Raw genomic sequence first — 17,829 nt, 5'->3', positions numbered from 1 at the left:
CTATACTGGCTGGCTTTGGCGAAAAATACACGATAACTTTTGGATAATTACTTAGTGTTGTTTTTCCGTCAAATAGCTAGGATATAAGCATAGGTGACAATAAAACCCTGCACCAAAAAGTGCTAGGATAAGACTTATATGGATGGAATATATCGATGGTCGATAAAAAAATCAGTTCTGAACTCGTCTACCGCAGTACAGATACGCTGGTTATTTTAAGCATTGTACTTCTAGCATCCGTTTACGACCCCAATTATGACTTCTTCAATGGCTATTTAGCAATTGGCTTAGGGGCTTCTCTTATCTTTGGCCTAGTGGGGCGCTTTACAGATATTTATACCTCTTGGAGTGGGCGACCCTTCTTCCGTGACGAAGCTATGCGCACGGTTGTCACCTGGCTCACCACCTTTTTCTTGCTGGTGTTTATTATTTTCATTGCCAAAAGCTCTGAGCAGTTTTCGCGTGTTGTACTAGTTGGCTGGTTGGTTACTACCCCTAGTCTACTAGTACTTAGCCGCTATACCTTACGCGTTTTATTGTCCCACCTTAAACGTATTGGCATTCGTAATCGTAATATTGCGATTGTGGGTATTACTGACACCGGTTTACGCTTTGCAGACTCGATTAACACTCAACCCGAATCAGGTCTACAAGTCGCCGGTTTCTATAGTGTTGATGTGGATACTGCTAGCTTACCAAGCAATTATGCCAAGATTGGCACTGCCGATGATTTACTAGATGCGGCTCGTAATGGCACATGGGATCAAATTTACTTAGCCTTGCCAACTCAAAATCAACATTTTTCTAGTCAGCTTATTAGTCAGTTAGCGGATACTATTACGCCAGTCCGTTTAATCCCTGATAACTTCACTCATGCACTGCTACATAATAAGTATTTAGAAATTGCTGATACACCGGTGTTGTGTATTTATGATGCCCCCCTTTCAGCGCAACGTGCCTTTATTAAGCGTGCTGAAGATTTAATTGTTGGTAGCCTAATTCTTCTTTTAATCTTGCCTATTATGGCTGTTATTGCTTTGGCCATTAAAACTACATCTCCTGGCCCCATACTCTTTAAGCAGTCACGTCATGGCTTAAAAGGTGAAGAGTTCCAAGTTTGGAAGTTCCGCACTATGACGGTGTGCGAAAATGGCGAGGTGATTAAGCAAGCTATACGTAATGATGTGCGTGTCACTAAAGTTGGTGCTTTCCTACGTAAAACTTCTTTAGATGAGCTGCCACAGTTTTTTAATGTCATTCAAGGCCACATGTCCATTGTAGGACCACGTCCACATGCACTTGCTCACAATGAAGCTTATAAAGCACTCATTCCGGGCTATATGCAGCGTCATATGATGAAGCCTGGTATTACTGGTTGGGCACAAGTGAATGGCTGGCGTGGTGAAACTGACACTTTATATAAAATGCAAAAGCGCGTTGAATGTGATATGGAATACATTCGCTCATGGAGCTTGTGGTTAGACTTACGGATTATTGTGGCGACTGCTTTTAAAACCTTGTCGGATAAAAATGCTTACTAAATTAAACTTAGTCTTAGACAACCTTGAAACTTGATCAGCTCACCTTTACTCGTTACATCGCTGCCTTAACGGTTGTATTCTTTCATTTCGGACAACAAGCGTTTCCTGCCACTAATACATGGTGGCATCCAATTGTTACTGCCGGTCCTATAGCAGTTAGCTTTTTCTTTGTACTTTCTGGGTTTATAATGGCGGTCGCTTATTATCAGCCTGAACGTCCTCGCATTAACAAAACTAAATACTGGCTAGCACGCTTTGCGCGCATCTATCCGGTTTACTTACTAGCCCTAGTTCTGATGATTTTGGCTAATCTTAAAACCGATGGACGAGATCCTGCTGCTGTTGGCTTAAGCCTAACGATGCTGCAGGCTTGGATACCAGGTTATGCGATGGTACTCAACTCTCCCGGTTGGTCACTTTCCGTTGAAGCCTTATTTTACCTAAGCTTTCCCTTTCTACTTTATTTTGTGCATGCTAAAGGTTTAAAAGCTCTAAAGCTGATTACGCTAAGCTTATGGCTTGGCACTCAACTTCTGCAAATCGTCTTACACAACTATGTGGGTTATGAAGTGAAAGGAGTATTGCATCAGTTTATCTACTATCACCCTTTAATGCATATGAGCACCTTCATGTTAGGCTTGGTAGTAGGAATGGCCTTCTGCAAGGGGGATTTTAGCAAGCTTAATCAGCCTTGGAATGGCTTAGGCATCTTGACTCTTACTGTCTTAGTCATCTTATTACTAGCTTATGAAGCAAGCTTTGAACAGCAGTTAGGCTTTTTGATTGACTACAATAACGGCTTAATTGCGCCTGTTTTCTTGGCTATTTTAGTGCTTTTAGCGGTTAATAACGGCTGGACTAAACGCTTCATGTCTTTACCTTTTTTAGTATTGCTAGGCGAAGCAAGCTATTCATTGTATATTCTGCAGCGGCCAGTTTATGGAATTTATGACCGAGTCGTAGGCCATTGGTTACCTTTAGATGCTAATCTGCACTATTATCTATTTGCGATCTTGCTAACCGTAGCCTCTATTTTATCTTTTAAATACATGGAAACACCGTTACGGCGTTTGATCAACTCATTTTACGGCTCATCTGGGAAAGCTAGCTCAAGCACTTAAGTCTATGCACACTCGCCTTCCACAAGATAAAATCCTGCGTTTTAGTCAAACTTGACCAGCGCTACCATACCGAAAATACGATTAACCCCAAGAACTTACATATACCGACTATGAATCAGAACACTGCAAGTCAAGTAAATGGAACCAGTCACGTTCCAGCTTACGCCACGGCTCAGGATACCCTCGATCTGCGTGAATTTTGGAAGACTCTAGTGCGTCAGAAAAAATTGGTGTTGGGTATTGTTGGGGCAACCTTACTTCTCGCCTTACTCTTAACTTTTTTAAGTAGCCCAGTCTACCGTGCCACTGCTACTTTACAAGTTGAACGTGAAGCGACCAAGGTTGTCAATGTAGATTTTTTAAATAACGGCGATATCCGCGATACCCGCGACTTTTACGCTACCCAGTTTGAATTAATTAGAAGCTATTCGGTAATCGAAAAAGTCATCGACAAATTACAACTAACCGAAGATGTTATTCGCCGTTCTTTATTAGGTAAGGTTAAAAGTCTATTTTCGCCAGTTGATACAGCTAATAGCAAAACTGCTTTAGCTAATGCCATTATGGAAAATTTGGATATTGAGCCGATTAAAAATTCGCGCCTAGTTGCCATCCATTTTGATGCATCTAGCCCAGAAAAAGCAGCCGAAGTCGCCAACGCTATCGTCGAAGAGTTTGTGAATAGCAATCGAACTCGCCGCTTAGAATTGACAGGGGGCGCACAAACTTTCTTACAACAACAAATTCAAGAAGCAAAGGGCAAATTACAAGAAAGCGAAAAAGCTCTGAACGCTTATGCCAAAGAAAATACTATCATCAACCTAGATGATAAAGAATCAACCACTAGCTCGCATAAAATCATGCGCCTCTCTGAGGAGCTTGTAAAAGCTGAAAGCGAAGCAATTATTATTGAAACTGATCCAGCACGACAAAGTGAGCTTTCAGCGGCTAGAAAACGTGCTGAATTATTGCGTGATGCTTTAAGTGAGGAAGAAAAGAAAGCACTGATCTTCCAAGATAGCCGGGTGGCTTACAACACCTTAGAGCGTGAAGTTGAAACTAATCAGGCTCTTTATCAGGGTTTACTCCAACGCCTAAAGGAAATTAATGTGGCTGGTGAAGCGGGTAGCAATAATTTAAGCATTATTGATAAGGCATTGCCTCCTCTGAAAAAATTTAAGCCAAACTTATCAACTAATCTTATGTTTGCTGGCTTACTAGGCTTATTCCTAGGTATCGCTGCTGCTTTCTTGCGCGAATTTATAGATGACAGTGTTAAAGATATTAACGAATTAGAACGCCAAACCCGTTTACCCGTTTTAGGTTTAGTCCCTGCAGTCAGTGAAAATGATCCCAAGAAAATTTCACAATTAGTTTTAAATTCGCCCAAGTCAGCATTAGCAGAGTCCTTCCGCTCTTTACGTACCACGATTCGCTTTAAACTGCGTGAACAGAACGAAAATCCGGTGTTATTTATTACCAGTGCACGTGCTAATGAGGGTAAAACCACCATAGCTATGAACTTAGCTAGTGCGTTTGCCCATACGGGTAATCGTGTCTTATTAATTGATGCTGATTTGCGTAATCCCTCTTTGCACAAGCTAATTGGCACTAGGAACCAGCAAAATCTAGTCGGGTATTTATCGGGCGAATATCCTTTAGATCAACTATCGCAAACTTCGAATGTGCCGAATTTAGATATTGTGGTAGCAGGCACCCCACCGACCGATCCTTCTGAACTCTTAGCTAATACTAAGATGGAAGCACTACTAAAGGCTGCAGGCCAGCATTATGATGTGGTAATTCTGGATGGCCCACCTATTTTAGGTTTAGCAGATGCGATGATTTTAACCTCGCTAGCGAATATCACCTTACTAACTGTACATGCTAATGACACCAGCACCAGTACCATTAATAATGCATTAAAACGCTTACAAGAAACTGGCGCACAGGTTTCAGGGATCATCTTGAACCAAGTTAAAGATGCCGAGCGTTTAGGCTATGGTGATGATTATTATCACTATCCCAACAAAGTTTAAGAATTTATTAGCTAAAAGGAAGTTAGCATGTCGATTGCTTTAGCACTACATGTCTTAGCGATTACTGTATGGGTAGGTGGAATGTTTTTCGCTTACATGGTATTGCGCCCCATTGCTGCGAGTCAATTGCAGCCACCGCAACGTTTACCCTTATGGCAAGGCGTGTTTAGTCGATTTTTTCCTTGGGTATGGGCTGCTATTGCTTTAATTTTGGCCTCAGGCTATTGGATGCTGTTTGGCCCTTATGGTGGGATGAAAAATGCACCGGTATTTATTCACATCATGCATACCCTTGGCTTGATAATGATGGCAATTTTTTTACACGTTTTCTTTGCACCTTATAAACGCTTGACCCACTATGTACAGCAATCCAATTGGCAAGAAGCAGGCAAAGCCTTAAACCAAATTCGCTTTTTGGTCGGTTTAAATCTCATGATTGGCTTGGTTAACATAGTGATTGGTGCTGCAGGTAAATATTGGCTGTGAGTGCTACCAAACAGGTGATGACGGTTGCTGAATTGCCCTTGCCAGCTTTACAGCAACTGTTAGGTCGCTATGGCTTATCCTTAGTGCTGGTAGAGCCTCAAGCTAAGATTCCGGGCAGTTATTGGGGTGACTCCGAAGCTGGGATGATTGGACAAACGATCTATATTCGCCCTGATACGCCTGTGCATTCATTTCTACATGAAACTTGTCACCTTATTTGTATGGATGAAGAGCGTCGCCAGCACTTGCATACTGATGCCGGTGGTGAGACCGCAGAAGAAGATGCTGTGTGTTATTTGCAGATTCTACTCGCTGATCAACTTCCAAGCTTTGGGAAAGTACGTGCCCTACTTGATATGGATCGTTGGGGTTATACCTTCCGCTTAGGTTCAGCACAACGCTGGTTTGAAGAAGATGCCGAAGATGCACAACGTTGGCTAATCCATCATGGCTTACTCGATGGGCAAAATCAGCCAATTTTCAAACTGCGTGCTTAGATAATAAAAAAGGGATAGTTTTGAACTATCCCTTTTTATATTTCAGCTTGAGCTTATGTATTTTACACTGTTAAAGCACTGGAGCCACGAGCAATTCCCATACTTCCAGAGCGCACAACTTCCATGATCCGCGCCTCACTCAATGCTTGTAAGAAGGCATCCAGTTTAGAACGATTACCGGTGACTTCAATCGTATAGGTTTTGTCACTCACATCAATAATCCGTGCACGGAAAATATCAGTTAAGCGCTTCACTTGATCACAAGAACCATGCTTTTGTACATCGACCTTGACCAGCATCATTTCACGCTCAATATGTGGATAATCGTTTAAATCCATGAGCTTTACTACATCGACCAGTTTATGTAGCTGCTTCATGATTTGTTCAACGATTTCCTCACTACACAAGGTGACTAAAGTCAAACGTGATAAGGTAGCATCTTCAGTCGGTGCTACGGTAAGCGATTCAATGTTATAGCCGCGTGCTGAGAACAAGCCAGATACCCGCGACAAGGCACCTGCTTCATTTTCCATTAAAATGGAAATTACATGCCGGATTTCGTCACTCATCGCTTACACCAAGATCATTTCATTGTGACCAGCATTGGCTGGAACCATCGGATAAACATTGCTTTCACGCTTAGTGATAAAATCCATAAACACTAAACGATTCTTCATTGCCATCGCTTCTTTCAGTGCACCTTCGACATCGGCGGGGCGCTCAATGCGCATCCCCACATGTCCATAAGCTTCAGCCAATTTGACGAAATCGGGCAAGGCATCCATATAAGACATGGAGTAACGCTTCTGGTAAAAGAATTCTTGCCACTGGCGCACCATCCCCAAATAACCGTTATTCAGGGTGATAATCTTGATCGGCAATTGATATTGCATACAGGTGGACAGCTCTTGAATATTCATCTGAATACTACCATCGCCAGTAATACAAGCCACCGTTGCCTCAGGATAAGCAATCTGTACACCCATCGCGGCTGGCAAGCCAAAACCCATCGTGCCTAAGCCACCGGAGTTAATCCAACGATTGGGCTTATCAAATTTGTAGAACTGGGCAGCCCACATTTGATGTTGGCCTACGTCAGAAGTGACATAAGCATCTCCACCCGTGACTTCCCATAACTTTTCTACGACAAACTGCGAGCGAATCGATTCATGATCCTGCTCATAATGTAAGCAATCTGTTTTACGCCATTCATTAATTTGCGCCCACCATGCGCTAATATCGGCGGTCTGCCAATCTTTGCGCGAGTGTAGTTCTTCCAATAAATCGGCTAAAACGTGCTTGACATCGCCAACGATGGGAATGTCAACCTTCACATTTTTAGAAATAGAAGCGGGATCAATATCGACGTGAATAATTTTTGCGTGTGGGCAGAATTTCTCGATATTACCTGTCACACGGTCATCAAAGCGCGCACCAATCGCTATTACTAAATCAGACTGGTGCATCGCATGGTTAGCTTCATAAGTCCCATGCATACCGAGCATACCGACAAATAAAGGATCGGTCGCAGGGTAAGCTCCTAAACCCATTAGCGTATTCGTAACCGGAAACTTCAGTTCACGCGCTAATTGCGTTAATTCAGCCGCACCACCGGATAAAACCACACCACCACCGGTATACAAAATCGGGCGCTTACTCTCCAGCATTAGATCAATCGCACGGCGAACTTGGCGCTTATTACCTTTAACTGTTGGATTATAAGAGCGAATACTGATTTCTTTCGGATAATTGAACTCACAGCGAGCAGCCGTAATATCCTTAGGAATATCCACCAACACAGGGCCAGGGCGACCAGTACTAGCGATATAAAACGCTTTCTTAACGGTTGAAGCTAAGTCTTTTACATCGGTCACCAAGAAATTATGCTTAACACAAGGACGGGTAATCCCCACAATGTCAACTTCTTGGAAAGCATCATTGCCAATTAAATGGCGTGGAACTTGCCCTGTAAACACCACCAGCGGTACCGAATCCATGTATGCATCGGCAATCCCTGTCACGGCATTGGTCGCACCAGGGCCAGAAGTGACTAATACCACACCAGGTCTATTAGTAGCCTTAGCATAGCCTTCAGCTGCATGCACAGCTGCTTGTTCGTGTCGCACCAGAATGTGGTTGACATGCTCAGCTTCTTTGTAAAGCGCGTCGTAAATATGTAACACTGCTCCACCCGGATAGCCGAAGATGGTATCAACCCCTTCTGCCTTCAGACACTCAACGAATATCTCGGCACCGGTCAGTTCCACACTTAACTCCTGATTAAGGATTTATAAAGAAAAGAGCCGAATCATAATATGAATTCAGCGATAATTCACGTGACTCGATGGGTTATATAGATATTTTTTGCTTCAATGCAGCAAAAGGGACAACACCAGTGGCAAAGTCACTAAAGCCAACAAAGTTTGCCCCGTAATCATGCCCGCCATTAACTCCGCATTGCCGCCTAGTTGGCGCGCTAAGATATAAGCAGAGGGCGAGGTCGGTAAAGCCGCAAAGATCACTAAAATAGCGCTCGACGTGGCATCTAAGCCTAGAGCAAAGGCTACACCAAAGGCTAATAAAGGCACTGCCAACAGTTTTAAGGCTGCACTCCAAAAGAAAGGCGCGTGTAAACCTTTTAAAGCCGCTAAATTGAGACCTGCACCCACGGCGAGCAGGCCTGCTGGAAAAGCCATCTGCCCTAATGGTTTACATACATCAATAACAATGGCTGGTAGCTTCCAAGGTAAAATATTTAAAATCATCCCAAGGACACAGGCTACTAGCAAAGGATTAGTCGCTAAAGACTTAACTAAAATATTGAGCTTCAACTGCCTTTGTACAAACAACGCAAAGACTAGCACACATAAGATATTCACCACCGGAATCATCACTGCCAATACCAGCGCACCTAAGGTCAGCGCTGGTGCTGGGAAAACTGTAGACATGGCTAAACCAATGTAGGTACTAAAACGCACTACCCCTTGAAAAAATGAAGTGTAATCGGCGGCATTTAAGCTTAAAACTACTTTAAATGACCAACTGACTAAACCCGCCAAGATGGGTACTAAGATAATCGCGAAGATCAAACGGCCAGTTTCAGACCAATGAATCTGTGCTTGGCTTAAGTTAAGGATTAGGAGTGCAGGCAACAGCACATAATAAGAGGCTTTTTCAACATACGGCCAAAAATCAGAAGGTAAAAAACCAGTACGCTTCGCTAGATAGCCAAGCATCAACAAAATAAAAATCGGTGAAATGGTAGTAAGAATCAGCGTCATGATTGCTACGGTGTCACTCAATAATATTCAATAACTTACTGATATGACAACATAAAACACAAATTAAAAAATTGACATACCAACAAAAGTACCAACATTTTTTAATCTGACCCTGTAAAAGCTAATATTTCTAGCTGCTAATCATGCCTATAAAGCCAATCAGATGAAAGACTGATGTTAAGTTATAATTGCACTACAGCGCCTAGGCTGATCACTGAACAGCGGGATACCTTCAAACCGCTTGGCGCTGATTTTCTTTGAAGGATGCACTTTGAAGGGGTGTGTAATGGTTGAAAGAACTTACCAGATTAATGAATTTAAACGATTGTCTTGGGTAGCTAAGAGTCTGGCAGCGTCTGAACATGATGACCCCGATGTAGTGGCTACTTTGAGCAGGTGTGCCAAGGCGGGGGTGGGTATCGCAATATTTCAGCACACACCTATTTCCGTTTGGATGTTCAGCAAACCAGAATTTATACCTAATTATAATCCTGAGCCTGGGCAGATCTTTGACCCTGAACATAAGTTTGTTTGTAAGCCTGTGCTTGTGCAGTATGAAGGAGCTTTATTTTTGACCTCTCCCTGTATTGATACACTGATTCGATCTGGTGATGGAAAAGTCCAATGGGGAGAGTTTGTTAATAAGCGCTTGCATGAGGTTGTAGATGATCACGATTTATTGCGGGTCGCTTCTGAGTGTGATCAAGTTCGCTGGATGGTTAATGACTCTTTGGCAGAGCCTCATACAGCTATGTTAGCGGATGGTAGGCAGGGTTTACTGGTTGGCGATAGGGATGTTGATGATTGCCTTAGTACAGATGACAGACAGGCTTCACTGGCTAGAAAAGAGCAATTAATTCATCAGGTTTTTGGTGATATGAACTTTGAGTATTGTTCTAGTGAGGCTTGGATAGAGTTCAGTATTGATGATGTGTTGATTCTTACACAAGACCTTGATAGGGTGTTCTCAGTAAAGCCTTTAGCACCAAGTCAAGAAGATACAGGCAGAGAAGGAAAAGCCAAGAGCCTTATCAATGACCTAATAGCTGCTTATATCCTCCAATCTGAAGGCAACCAGCCACCGAATTCATTGAAGCAACTTTTCTTGTGGTCGAAAGAAAACAAGGTTCAAGGTTATGGTTTCGTGAAGGCGGTCGGAAAAGATAATGAACGATATATAGAGGTTAACGGTAGAGAACATTGTAGATATAGTGCTTGTGCTTATGCATTCAAAAAAAATAAAAAGTACAAATAAGCCAACTGAAATGTACAAATAAATACGTTTAACAAGAGTTATCGCGTTTAACACCACTCGCCAATAGTTTTTTATTAGTTTTTTGTCATTGTTCAACACAGTACCAAGGAGTACAAAACAATGGCAGTTAAAGGCAAATCAATCCAACAAGCTCCTATTCCGCAGGTTCAAGACCGAGCGGTCAAGCTTCCAGAGCTGATTCAACTGACAGGCAAATCGAAAACCTCGATCTATCGTGAAATGAAGGAAGGGCGTTTTCCGTCTGGATTTTCTATTGGCACTCGCGCCCGTGCATGGTCGCTAAATGCAGTGAATGCTTGGTTAGAGCAATGTAAGCAGGGTTCAGCGTAAGGGGGCTATCGTGATGCAATCAACAAAAAAGCCGCCTTATGGGGGCGGCTGTAAGAAACAGTCTATCAAAACTTTGAACCCTGATTTTACAAGCAATTATCAGGCTTTGGAAGAGTTTAAAGCCTTTGCAGCCAGCTATGGTTTACCTATTCCAATCATTGACGCGGATGGCAATATTCACCGTTTTAAAGTGGAAGGTGACAAGCCTAGCACCCTAAATGGCTGGTATGTCTATTTTAGTTATCCCGTGGCAGCGGGTGCGGTGGGTTCGTGGAAAACCGGTGAATCTTACACTTGGTGCAGTAAGTCCGGTAAACAACTGAATGAGGAAGAGCGTGAAGCCCTCAAGCAGCAATATCACCAAGCGCGTCTCCAGCGCCAAACTGAAGCACAGCAAGCACAAACGCAGGCCGCACTCAAAGCCCGTGATTTGTTGGCGCTTGCTATACCTGCTAAGCCTGATCATCCTTACTTGGTGCGTAAGCAGATATCCGCGCAAGGATTGAAGGTTTACAAAGATAGTGTATTGGCTGAGTTGCGGGATATAGAGGGTGCGTTGTATTCGCTGCAATTCATTAAATCCGATAGTGGTAAACGCTTCTTATCGGGTGGGCGCACTAAAGGGGTATTTCATACTTTTGGGGACTTAGAAAGTAGTCCAGCTATTTATATCTGTGAAGGTTTAGCCACGGCCTGCACGGTGTATCAGTGGAAACAATGCGCCACCTTGGCGGCGATGAATGCAGGTAATTTGCTCCCTGTGGGGCTGGCAGTTCGTCAGGCTTACCCAAGTACTCCTATTGTGTTTGCAGCGGATAATGACCGCTCTAACGCAGCGGGGAATGTGGGCAAAGACAAGGCCGAACAAGCGGCGCGTATCGTTTCAGCTTCGGTGCTATTGCCTGAGTTTGCACCAGACTCAACGGGTACAGATTGGAATGATTGGTTTATTGAGTCCGGCGGGGTATGCCCATGAATGAGTACCAGCCAAGCTGCTACTTTATGCAAGTTGGCGGCAAATATAAGCCCGGTCTTTACTACCAACCACCTGCTAAACATCAGGGTAGCGATACCTCACAAGTACCTGCGCCCCTTTGGATATGTGACCCATTTGAGGTAGTAGCTCGCTCCAGAGACTCTACTAGCAACAATCACGGATTGTTGCTGGCATGGACTGACCGAGATCGAGTTCCGCATGAATGGGTCATGCCCTTTGAACTACTGGCGGGGGATGGCGTGGAAATCCGTAAAAAGCTCTTAGCGGGTGGCTTGATGGTCTCCACTAAAAGGTACAGCAAAGAGCATTTATTAACCTACCTACAAGAGTCCAATGCCAATATCCAAGCGACGGTAAGAACTGTGTTCACTATCGGCTGGCAGTTAGGCGGCATGTATGTATTACCTGATGAAGTAATTGGAGAATAACCAATGGCAATGCTGGTTAAACAAGAACGTATCGTTTTGCAAACTGAAGATTCAACGCTAAGCGGTTATGAGCAAGCAGGAACGCTAGAGGCGTGGCGTGAGTTAGTCGCTAAACCCTGCGCGGGTAATTCACGCTTAATTTTGGGTATCTGTGCTGCTTTTGCTGCGCCTTGGCTGACTCCACTTGATCAACAGAGCTTCACGCTACACCTACGTGGTGCTTCAAGTATTGGTAAAACAAACGCGCAGCGTGTGGGTAAGTCTGTTATCGGTAGTCCGCAAAGTACCCATACATGGCGTGCGACTGCCTCAGCTTTGGAGAGTGTAGCAGCACGCCATAATGATAACTTGCTGTGCCTCGATGAAATAGGTGAGTCTGAACCTAAAGACATTGGTGTGAGTACCTACACGCTGAACAATGGTCAGGGCAAGTTACGCCAGACGCGCAATATTACGTTGCGCGAAGTATTGCGCTGGCGCTTGATTATCTTAAGTAATGGGGAATTATCTTTAGCGGATGTAATGGCACAAAACAACCAGCGAATGAAAGCAGGGCAAGCGGTGCGGGTGATTGATATACCGGCGGATGCAGGCCGAGGTTTGGGCTTATTTGAGCGTTTACCGGATGGCATGAGTAATGGGCGCGAGTTTGCGGATCAGCTTAAAGAAGCTACTCAGCAGCAGCATGGGACAGCTTTTCGTGCTTACTTAAAGCAACTGGTGCAAGACCGCCCCACTCACTTACAAACCATTAAAAGTTATCGTGAGCAATTTAAAAAGAACTATCTACCTGTTGGAGCTGATTCGCAAGTGGGGCGGGTGGCGGATTCGTTTGCTACTTTAGCAGCGGCGGGAGAGTTGGCTACTGACTTCGGTTTGACAGGCTGGCGTGAAGGTGAGGCAGGAGAAGGTATAGCACTGTGCTTTCATGCTTGGATTGAATCGCGGGGCGGTACAGGCAACCAAGAAGAGGCGGATATTTTACGGTATCTACGCAATCACTTTGAAGCGAATGGTGCAGCACAATATGCTTATCGAAATCTTCGCCCTCAAGATGACAAAGTGATGTACCGAATGGGCTGGCGTGATGGTAAAGGGGATTTTTTTGTTTTACCCAAACGCTTGGAAGCAGAGTTATGTGCTAAGCCGGGCTTTGATAAGAAGCAAGTCATTGCGGTACTACTGAAACATCAGTATCTAATCACTAAAGGGGATGGACGGCGAACTGTATTAGAGCGGTTCTATTCACGTGATGCTCAAAACCCCGATGCAGAAATGACACTAGCTCGCGTCTATCATATTGATTCTTCTATTGTTGGGGGTGAGGACTAATGTCCCGCTTCCGTCCTATGACTGAGCTGTTAACCGCTCAGTCAATGACCGATGTAACCGCGTGTAACCAGTCCGCAACCCACATAAACCACGATAACTTACTGATTAATAAGGATGTAACCGCTGTAACCAATGTAACCGCTCAAAAAACAGAGAAGTGCAATGAAAACAGCGTGGGGAAGGAGGTTGCCAAGACGATTATTTCCCGCGCAAAAACAGACCTGATGCCTGATGAGGATGGCATGATTCAGTGCCAAGCATGTGGGTATTGGTGGAAACGGTGCAGGCATCCCACTAAGTATGGTGGTTTATGGCCTGAACTAGATAGCCAGCGCTGGAGACGGTGTATGGACTTTAGGTTAAGGGGTAACGCTGAGTAATGGTTATCAGAAAGTAACCTGTAGCCATAAAATAGATAGATAGTGTCTTTTTACTTTAACTTATTATTATTAATAGAGCTTATGGATGCAGTATTTCTTTGTTAGTGCGTTACATTCACTTCCTGCTTTTTTGAGCGGTTACATTGGTTACAGCGGTTACATCCTTATTAATCAGTAAGTTATCGTGGTTTATGTGGGTTGCGGACTGGTTACACGCGGTTACATTGAGGTGAAAATGAAGGGTTTTGGTTATGTTTTTGCAGAAAAAAAACTGAAACTGCCAAAAATGCAGCGGAAACCATGCGCTTGGAGCAAGCCTCCTACGGCGCTGATAAAATTAAATGGATTTATTAACAACTGACTAGGGTCAGTATTTTAAGGTGAAGACGATGGGTAAAAGCATCTTAGACAAGCAGGAAAAACCGAAAAGTCCAGCACGCAAGAAAGCACGTAAAGTCCGTACAGAAAAAGACGTGATTAGTATTTGTAATACTGCAAGGGTTGCTTGGAGTAAAGCGCCGCAATCAGCAAGGATAGTGTCATTTGAGTGGGAGGGTGGGAGGTATATATCAACCATTAGTTCATTTAGAGTGAAGATTGAAACGATTGACGGTGACCCAATTGCTGCTTATTACGAGTGATCCGGTATTCTTCGGAGTTTGAATTGAGGGAGCAGTTAGGTCTCCTCAAATTGAGGAATGCTCTACTAATCTGTAGAGCTAAGTTCCGGTTTTTATCGGAGTTTAATCCCTCGTTTCTGAGGAATTTGGATAGGTTGAACCAGTACAGCAATGTGAGATTTTCTCACTTTGAAAGTGGACTACTCGGTTTTGAGGTGTCCCCCAAAACGTCCCCAAAATCCCCCGATGCCGTTTTAAGCTCAAATACCCCGAATCGGGGGGATTAGGGAAAGTGACAGAAGGGCTTAGCCAGCAGTTAAATACGGGATTTTCCCGCATTTCAGTGATCTCCTAAGTTTTCAGGAGCGTAAACGTTGATAGGGACATCCCTCCAAACTTGGAGGCATCCCATTAACTTCTGCTTTGCACTTTATAGTCTCATTTTTGAGAGTTTTGGACGGAACGCCTCTTCTGCTAAAATCACCACTGACAACACCCGTCAAGCCAAGGCGGGAAAATCTCGACAAGAAGCACGAGTAATCAAGATGACCGACCAACCGCGTAAAACGCTGAGCATTAAGCCCAAAGCTCTACCCAGTACAGAGCAAACATCAAAACCAGACCAAGCCACCAAGACCGTTTCACGCGGTAATAAGCGCATCATCAAGCGTGAACAAGTGCAGCCTTATGCGCTAGCCAAACCCAAAGCCAAAGCGCCCCCGAAAAAGCCCAACAAACCGCGCAAGCCTGTTCCTAAGAAACCCTTAATCGCGCCCTCTGATGTGCGAGTCGATAACCTCAATGCAGCTTTGAATGCTTTTGCGGTGTGGCGGGAGCGCCAACCCCTAGCACGGGGGATTGAACGCCAGATTTTCCAACTGATTGCAGACCAACACTTAAGCGCCTCTAAGCGGGTGGTGCAAAAGCTGCTGTTTAAACACACTCACCAGCGTGATTATTTGCTGAAAGTCGGACAAGGTGGGCAACGTTTTAACTTGGATGGTTCAACGGATGGGATGATACTTCCTGAAGAGCGCGAGTTGGCCGGGCGTTGGTTGGCGACTTGAGCGCAACGGTCTACAATCCAATAAGACCCAAGTCTTAGGAGGTCAATCATGGGTATAGCAACGAACTACGAAAGTGATTATTACGGTTGGACACAAGAGCAGGCTGCCCTGTTGCGGGCGGGCAAATTAGATCAAGTCGATATGAGCCATCTGATCGAGGAGGTGGAAAACATGGGTGCATCAGAACGGCGTGAACTCTTGAGCCGCTTGGGTATTCTGTTAGGGCATTTGCTGAAATGGCAGTATCAACCCGAATTTAGAGGCCAAAGTTGGATTAGAACGATCCGAGAACAGCGCCGGATGATACAGCTCCACTTGAAACAAAATCCCAGCCTAAAGGCCAAAGTGACCGAGTTTATAATAGATGGTTATGCTTTAGGGCGCGGTTTAGCTTCAGATGAAACGGGGTTTCCAGAATCGACCTTCCCGGCAGACTGTCCGTGGGGATTTGATCAACTCTTAGAATTAGATTTTTGGCCTGAGTAGTTGAAATAATTTCAATTTATTTAAACATTCATTGAAAACATTTCAGCGCAAAAAAGCAGCGGTCGGCGTATTCTAAAAATACAAATTGATTCGGGTCTCTATTACCCACGTAAGGCGGCAAATACCGCCCTCAGCATGGCGGTTTTTTTATGCCTGTATCATGCCCACTTTGGCGGTTTCGCCGGGTGTGCGTGGACTACAAGACCGCTATCGCGGAAATAAGCGCGTCGTTTCCTTACGGACGAATAGAACACCCGGCAATCTGTGCCAATCTATAAAACGTAAGAGGTACACATGATGCAAGCTGCATTCAACACAGGCGCATTCACGCCCCCACTCTCCCTTATTCCTACTCACTCCGGTTTAATCGTTCTCCAGCAGCAACATCCGGTTGCATGGCTGTTCCCCGGACTCTGCCAAACTCGACGCAAAACCGACCGCTTTGTGGATGTGGCGTACATTAAGCCGACCACTTCACCGATGGGCAACCCCAACGGTTTTATGCTGGATACTGAAACCTTCAACACCCAAGAGCAAGCCTTAGCCTTTGTGCTGGCTTTGGTACAGGGTCAGGGGGTGCAAGCATGAAAACCATTTCCCTCGATGCCGATGATCAAATTGACCAAAAACTAGAACAGTTGACCGCTCTGCTTGAAGTAGCCCGTTGTGATGATTTTGCCAGCTATAACGACCAAATCCAGAACCGCTATTTGTGGGCGTGTTCTTGTCTTGCTAGTGACATTAAAACGCTCTACCAACAAGAGATTGATCAGCAGGAGGTGCAAGTATGAGCACGCTAGCCCGTGATTTAATTGATGCGGCCTTAGTTGCTGATCTATCCAAGAATGAATACAAAGTGTTCTTAGCCCTGTTTCGTCAAACCTTGTGTTATGGCAAAGCAGCCGATCCTTTGACCTTGAAACGCTTGGCCGATTTAACCGGTATTCGCAAAGACCGACTCGCGCAAGCCGTGCACGGTGTGGTGGCAGCGGGTTTATTTGAGGCTAATTCGCATAAAATCTTCGATACCCTCTATACCATTGGGCGCGGGTTCTTCGCTGCCTCAGCGCCTTTTTTTGCGCCTCACCTCCCAGTCAACGGAAACCCGACCCGAACAACAGAAACCGTTTCTGAAATTCGGGAGGATTTACCCGAAAGTCGGGTACATACATATAACTACCTTACAGCATTAACCAATACACCATTAACCACTACAGACCCGCACCCCAGCGCTGAGATTGACAGCAAGGCTCAGGTGGTGGTGAGTAGTGAGTTAAACAGTTTGCCCTATCCTGCAAGCTTCACTGCTGCAGAACGCCAGCAAGCGGCTCGCTGTTTGGATGGTTTGCACCCTGAACTTGCGAGTGATTGCTTGAAAATCCTTACGCTCAGCCTTGAAGCGGGTCGGGTGAAATCCCCGTTAGGCTACTTAAACCAACTGGGCAAAGCTGCTAGAGCGGGTAGCCTTGATCGTTCCCTGCTTGCGCCCCCAAATGCTCAAATTCAAGCGGTAAACTCCAATCCACACGCGGAGCAGCGCTATCGCTTGCAAACCTTAGCCGCTGATATTCAAGCCTTAGATCGACTCCAAGCGCTGGCTGGCCTCCCGATGGAGGCGAGTACTCAAGCACATCGACAAGCCCTGATTAGCGAATTTAACGCGCTAAAAGTGCAACTACAGGGGGGGCAGGTATGAACACTACCCTCACCCATATATTGCCCTATGCGGTGAAATTCACGGCGTTAGGTGCGTTCATTTTCGCTGTGCTCAAGGTGTATTTAGTCGCTGATACCTATGGTGTCTTAGTCGCTATTCTGTTTGCAGGAATGCATTTCCCCTTGTGCTTATTCAGTTGCTTCGTGGTGCCGTGGTTCTATGACCATCATCAAGCGATGGGCTTCCTAGCACTGGTGAGTACCCTCTTCAATGCATTGCTGATTTAGGGGG

At 44.8% G+C, this 17,829-nt stretch carries 18 protein-coding genes and 1 pseudogene; 16 read left to right on the top strand and 3 right to left on the bottom strand.

Going from position 1 to position 17,829, the window contains the following annotated elements; translation table 11 throughout:
• The first annotated feature begins 155 nt into the window (after window positions 1-155).
• The 5 genes from Q0307_RS07150 (at window position 156) to Q0307_RS07130 (ending at window position 5,684) form a co-directional block, all read left to right on the top strand.
• Complete coding sequence (locus Q0307_RS07150) at window positions 156-1,541, top strand: undecaprenyl-phosphate glucose phosphotransferase (protein WP_298658646.1); 1,386 nt, start codon at window positions 156-158, stop codon at window positions 1,539-1,541.
• 23 nt (window positions 1,542-1,564) lie between these two features.
• The gene (locus tag Q0307_RS07145; RefSeq protein ID WP_298658642.1) at window positions 1,565-2,662 is read left to right on the top strand and encodes an acyltransferase; all 1,098 of its coding nucleotides are present in this window, start codon (window positions 1,565-1,567) and stop codon (window positions 2,660-2,662) included.
• Between the two features lie 110 nt (window positions 2,663-2,772).
• On the top strand, window positions 2,773-4,701 hold the full coding sequence (locus tag Q0307_RS07140) for a polysaccharide biosynthesis tyrosine autokinase (RefSeq protein ID WP_298658639.1): 1,929 nt from the start codon (window positions 2,773-2,775) through the stop codon (window positions 4,699-4,701).
• A gap of 27 nt (window positions 4,702-4,728) precedes the next feature.
• A complete protein-coding gene (locus tag Q0307_RS07135) occupies window positions 4,729-5,187 on the top strand; it encodes a CopD family protein (protein WP_298658635.1) in 459 nt (152 codons plus the stop codon).
• Window positions 5,184-5,684, top strand: a complete 501-nt coding sequence (locus Q0307_RS07130) for a hypothetical protein (RefSeq protein WP_366936764.1) — start codon at window positions 5,184-5,186, stop codon at window positions 5,682-5,684. Before Q0307_RS07135 ends, Q0307_RS07130 begins: the two co-directional genes overlap by 4 nt.
• 62 nt (window positions 5,685-5,746) lie before the next feature.
• On the opposite strand, the gene ilvN is transcribed toward Q0307_RS07130, so the two are convergent.
• The 3 genes from ilvN to Q0307_RS07115 all read right to left on the bottom strand — a co-directional run bounded on the left by ilvN (window position 5,747) and on the right by Q0307_RS07115 (window position 8,965).
• Entirely contained in the window at window positions 5,747-6,241 is a 495-nt protein-coding gene (gene ilvN, locus Q0307_RS07125) for an acetolactate synthase small subunit (protein WP_298658660.1), read from the bottom strand.
• A gap of 15 nt (window positions 6,242-6,256) precedes the next feature.
• On the bottom strand, window positions 6,257-7,951 hold the full coding sequence (ilvB, locus tag Q0307_RS07120; RefSeq protein ID WP_298658632.1) for a biosynthetic-type acetolactate synthase large subunit: 1,695 nt from the start codon (window positions 7,949-7,951) through the stop codon (window positions 6,257-6,259).
• A gap of 102 nt (window positions 7,952-8,053) precedes the next feature.
• Window positions 8,054-8,965: an AEC family transporter gene (locus tag Q0307_RS07115; RefSeq protein ID WP_298658630.1), complete on the bottom strand. Its 912-nt coding sequence runs from the start codon at window positions 8,963-8,965 to the stop codon at window positions 8,054-8,056.
• 286 nt (window positions 8,966-9,251) lie between these two features.
• Here Q0307_RS07115 and Q0307_RS07110 point away from each other — a divergent pair, with 286 nt between their 5' ends.
• The 11 genes and pseudogenes from Q0307_RS07110 to Q0307_RS07060 all read left to right on the top strand — a co-directional run bounded on the left by Q0307_RS07110 (window position 9,252) and on the right by Q0307_RS07060 (window position 17,825).
• Window positions 9,252-10,220 carry a hypothetical protein gene (locus Q0307_RS07110; protein ID WP_298658627.1) on the top strand — a complete coding sequence of 323 codons (969 nt, stop codon included), beginning with the start codon at window positions 9,252-9,254 and terminating at the stop codon, window positions 10,218-10,220.
• Window positions 10,221-10,340: 120 nt separating this feature from the next.
• Window positions 10,341-10,571, top strand: a complete 231-nt coding sequence (locus tag Q0307_RS07105; RefSeq protein WP_298658625.1) for an AlpA family transcriptional regulator — start codon at window positions 10,341-10,343, stop codon at window positions 10,569-10,571.
• 13 nt (window positions 10,572-10,584) lie between these two features.
• Window positions 10,585-11,547 (top strand): toprim domain-containing protein, encoded by a 963-nt coding sequence (locus tag Q0307_RS07100; protein WP_298658657.1) that lies wholly within the window; start codon window positions 10,585-10,587, stop codon window positions 11,545-11,547.
• A pseudogene (locus Q0307_RS07095) lies at window positions 11,538-13,328 on the top strand (DUF927 domain-containing protein). The gene Q0307_RS07100 and the pseudogene Q0307_RS07095 overlap by 10 nt, the downstream one beginning before the upstream one ends.
• 769 nt (window positions 13,329-14,097) lie before the next feature.
• A complete protein-coding gene (locus Q0307_RS07090) occupies window positions 14,098-14,349 on the top strand; it encodes a hypothetical protein (RefSeq protein WP_298658622.1) in 252 nt (83 codons plus the stop codon).
• A 524-nt stretch (window positions 14,350-14,873) separates the two neighbouring features.
• Window positions 14,874-15,395, top strand: coding sequence for a ProQ/FINO family protein (locus tag Q0307_RS07085; protein WP_298658619.1), 522 nt, complete (start codon window positions 14,874-14,876; stop codon window positions 15,393-15,395).
• 48 nt (window positions 15,396-15,443) lie between these two features.
• A complete protein-coding gene (locus Q0307_RS07080) occupies window positions 15,444-15,881 on the top strand; it encodes a DUF29 domain-containing protein (protein WP_298658616.1) in 438 nt (145 codons plus the stop codon).
• A 294-nt stretch (window positions 15,882-16,175) separates the two neighbouring features.
• Window positions 16,176-16,469 carry a hypothetical protein gene (locus Q0307_RS07075; RefSeq protein WP_298658613.1) on the top strand — a complete coding sequence of 98 codons (294 nt, stop codon included), beginning with the start codon at window positions 16,176-16,178 and terminating at the stop codon, window positions 16,467-16,469.
• Window positions 16,466-16,672 carry a hypothetical protein gene (locus Q0307_RS07070; RefSeq protein WP_298658610.1) on the top strand — a complete coding sequence of 69 codons (207 nt, stop codon included), beginning with the start codon at window positions 16,466-16,468 and terminating at the stop codon, window positions 16,670-16,672. The genes Q0307_RS07075 and Q0307_RS07070 overlap by 4 nt, the downstream gene beginning before the upstream one ends.
• Entirely contained in the window at window positions 16,669-17,577 is a 909-nt protein-coding gene (locus tag Q0307_RS07065) for a replication protein (RefSeq protein ID WP_298658607.1), read from the top strand. The genes Q0307_RS07070 and Q0307_RS07065 overlap by 4 nt, the downstream gene beginning before the upstream one ends.
• Complete coding sequence (locus Q0307_RS07060; RefSeq protein WP_298658604.1) at window positions 17,574-17,825, top strand: hypothetical protein; 252 nt, start codon at window positions 17,574-17,576, stop codon at window positions 17,823-17,825. Before Q0307_RS07065 ends, Q0307_RS07060 begins: the two co-directional genes overlap by 4 nt.
• Window positions 17,826-17,829: the final 4 nt, after the last annotated feature.

The organism is uncultured Thiothrix sp. (assembly GCF_937873765.1).
In the GTDB taxonomy this organism is placed as follows: domain Bacteria; phylum Pseudomonadota; class Gammaproteobacteria; order Thiotrichales; family Thiotrichaceae; genus Thiolinea.
The sequence above is the reverse complement of the archived record's forward strand: the minus strand, read 5'-3'. Positions and strand labels throughout refer to the sequence as shown.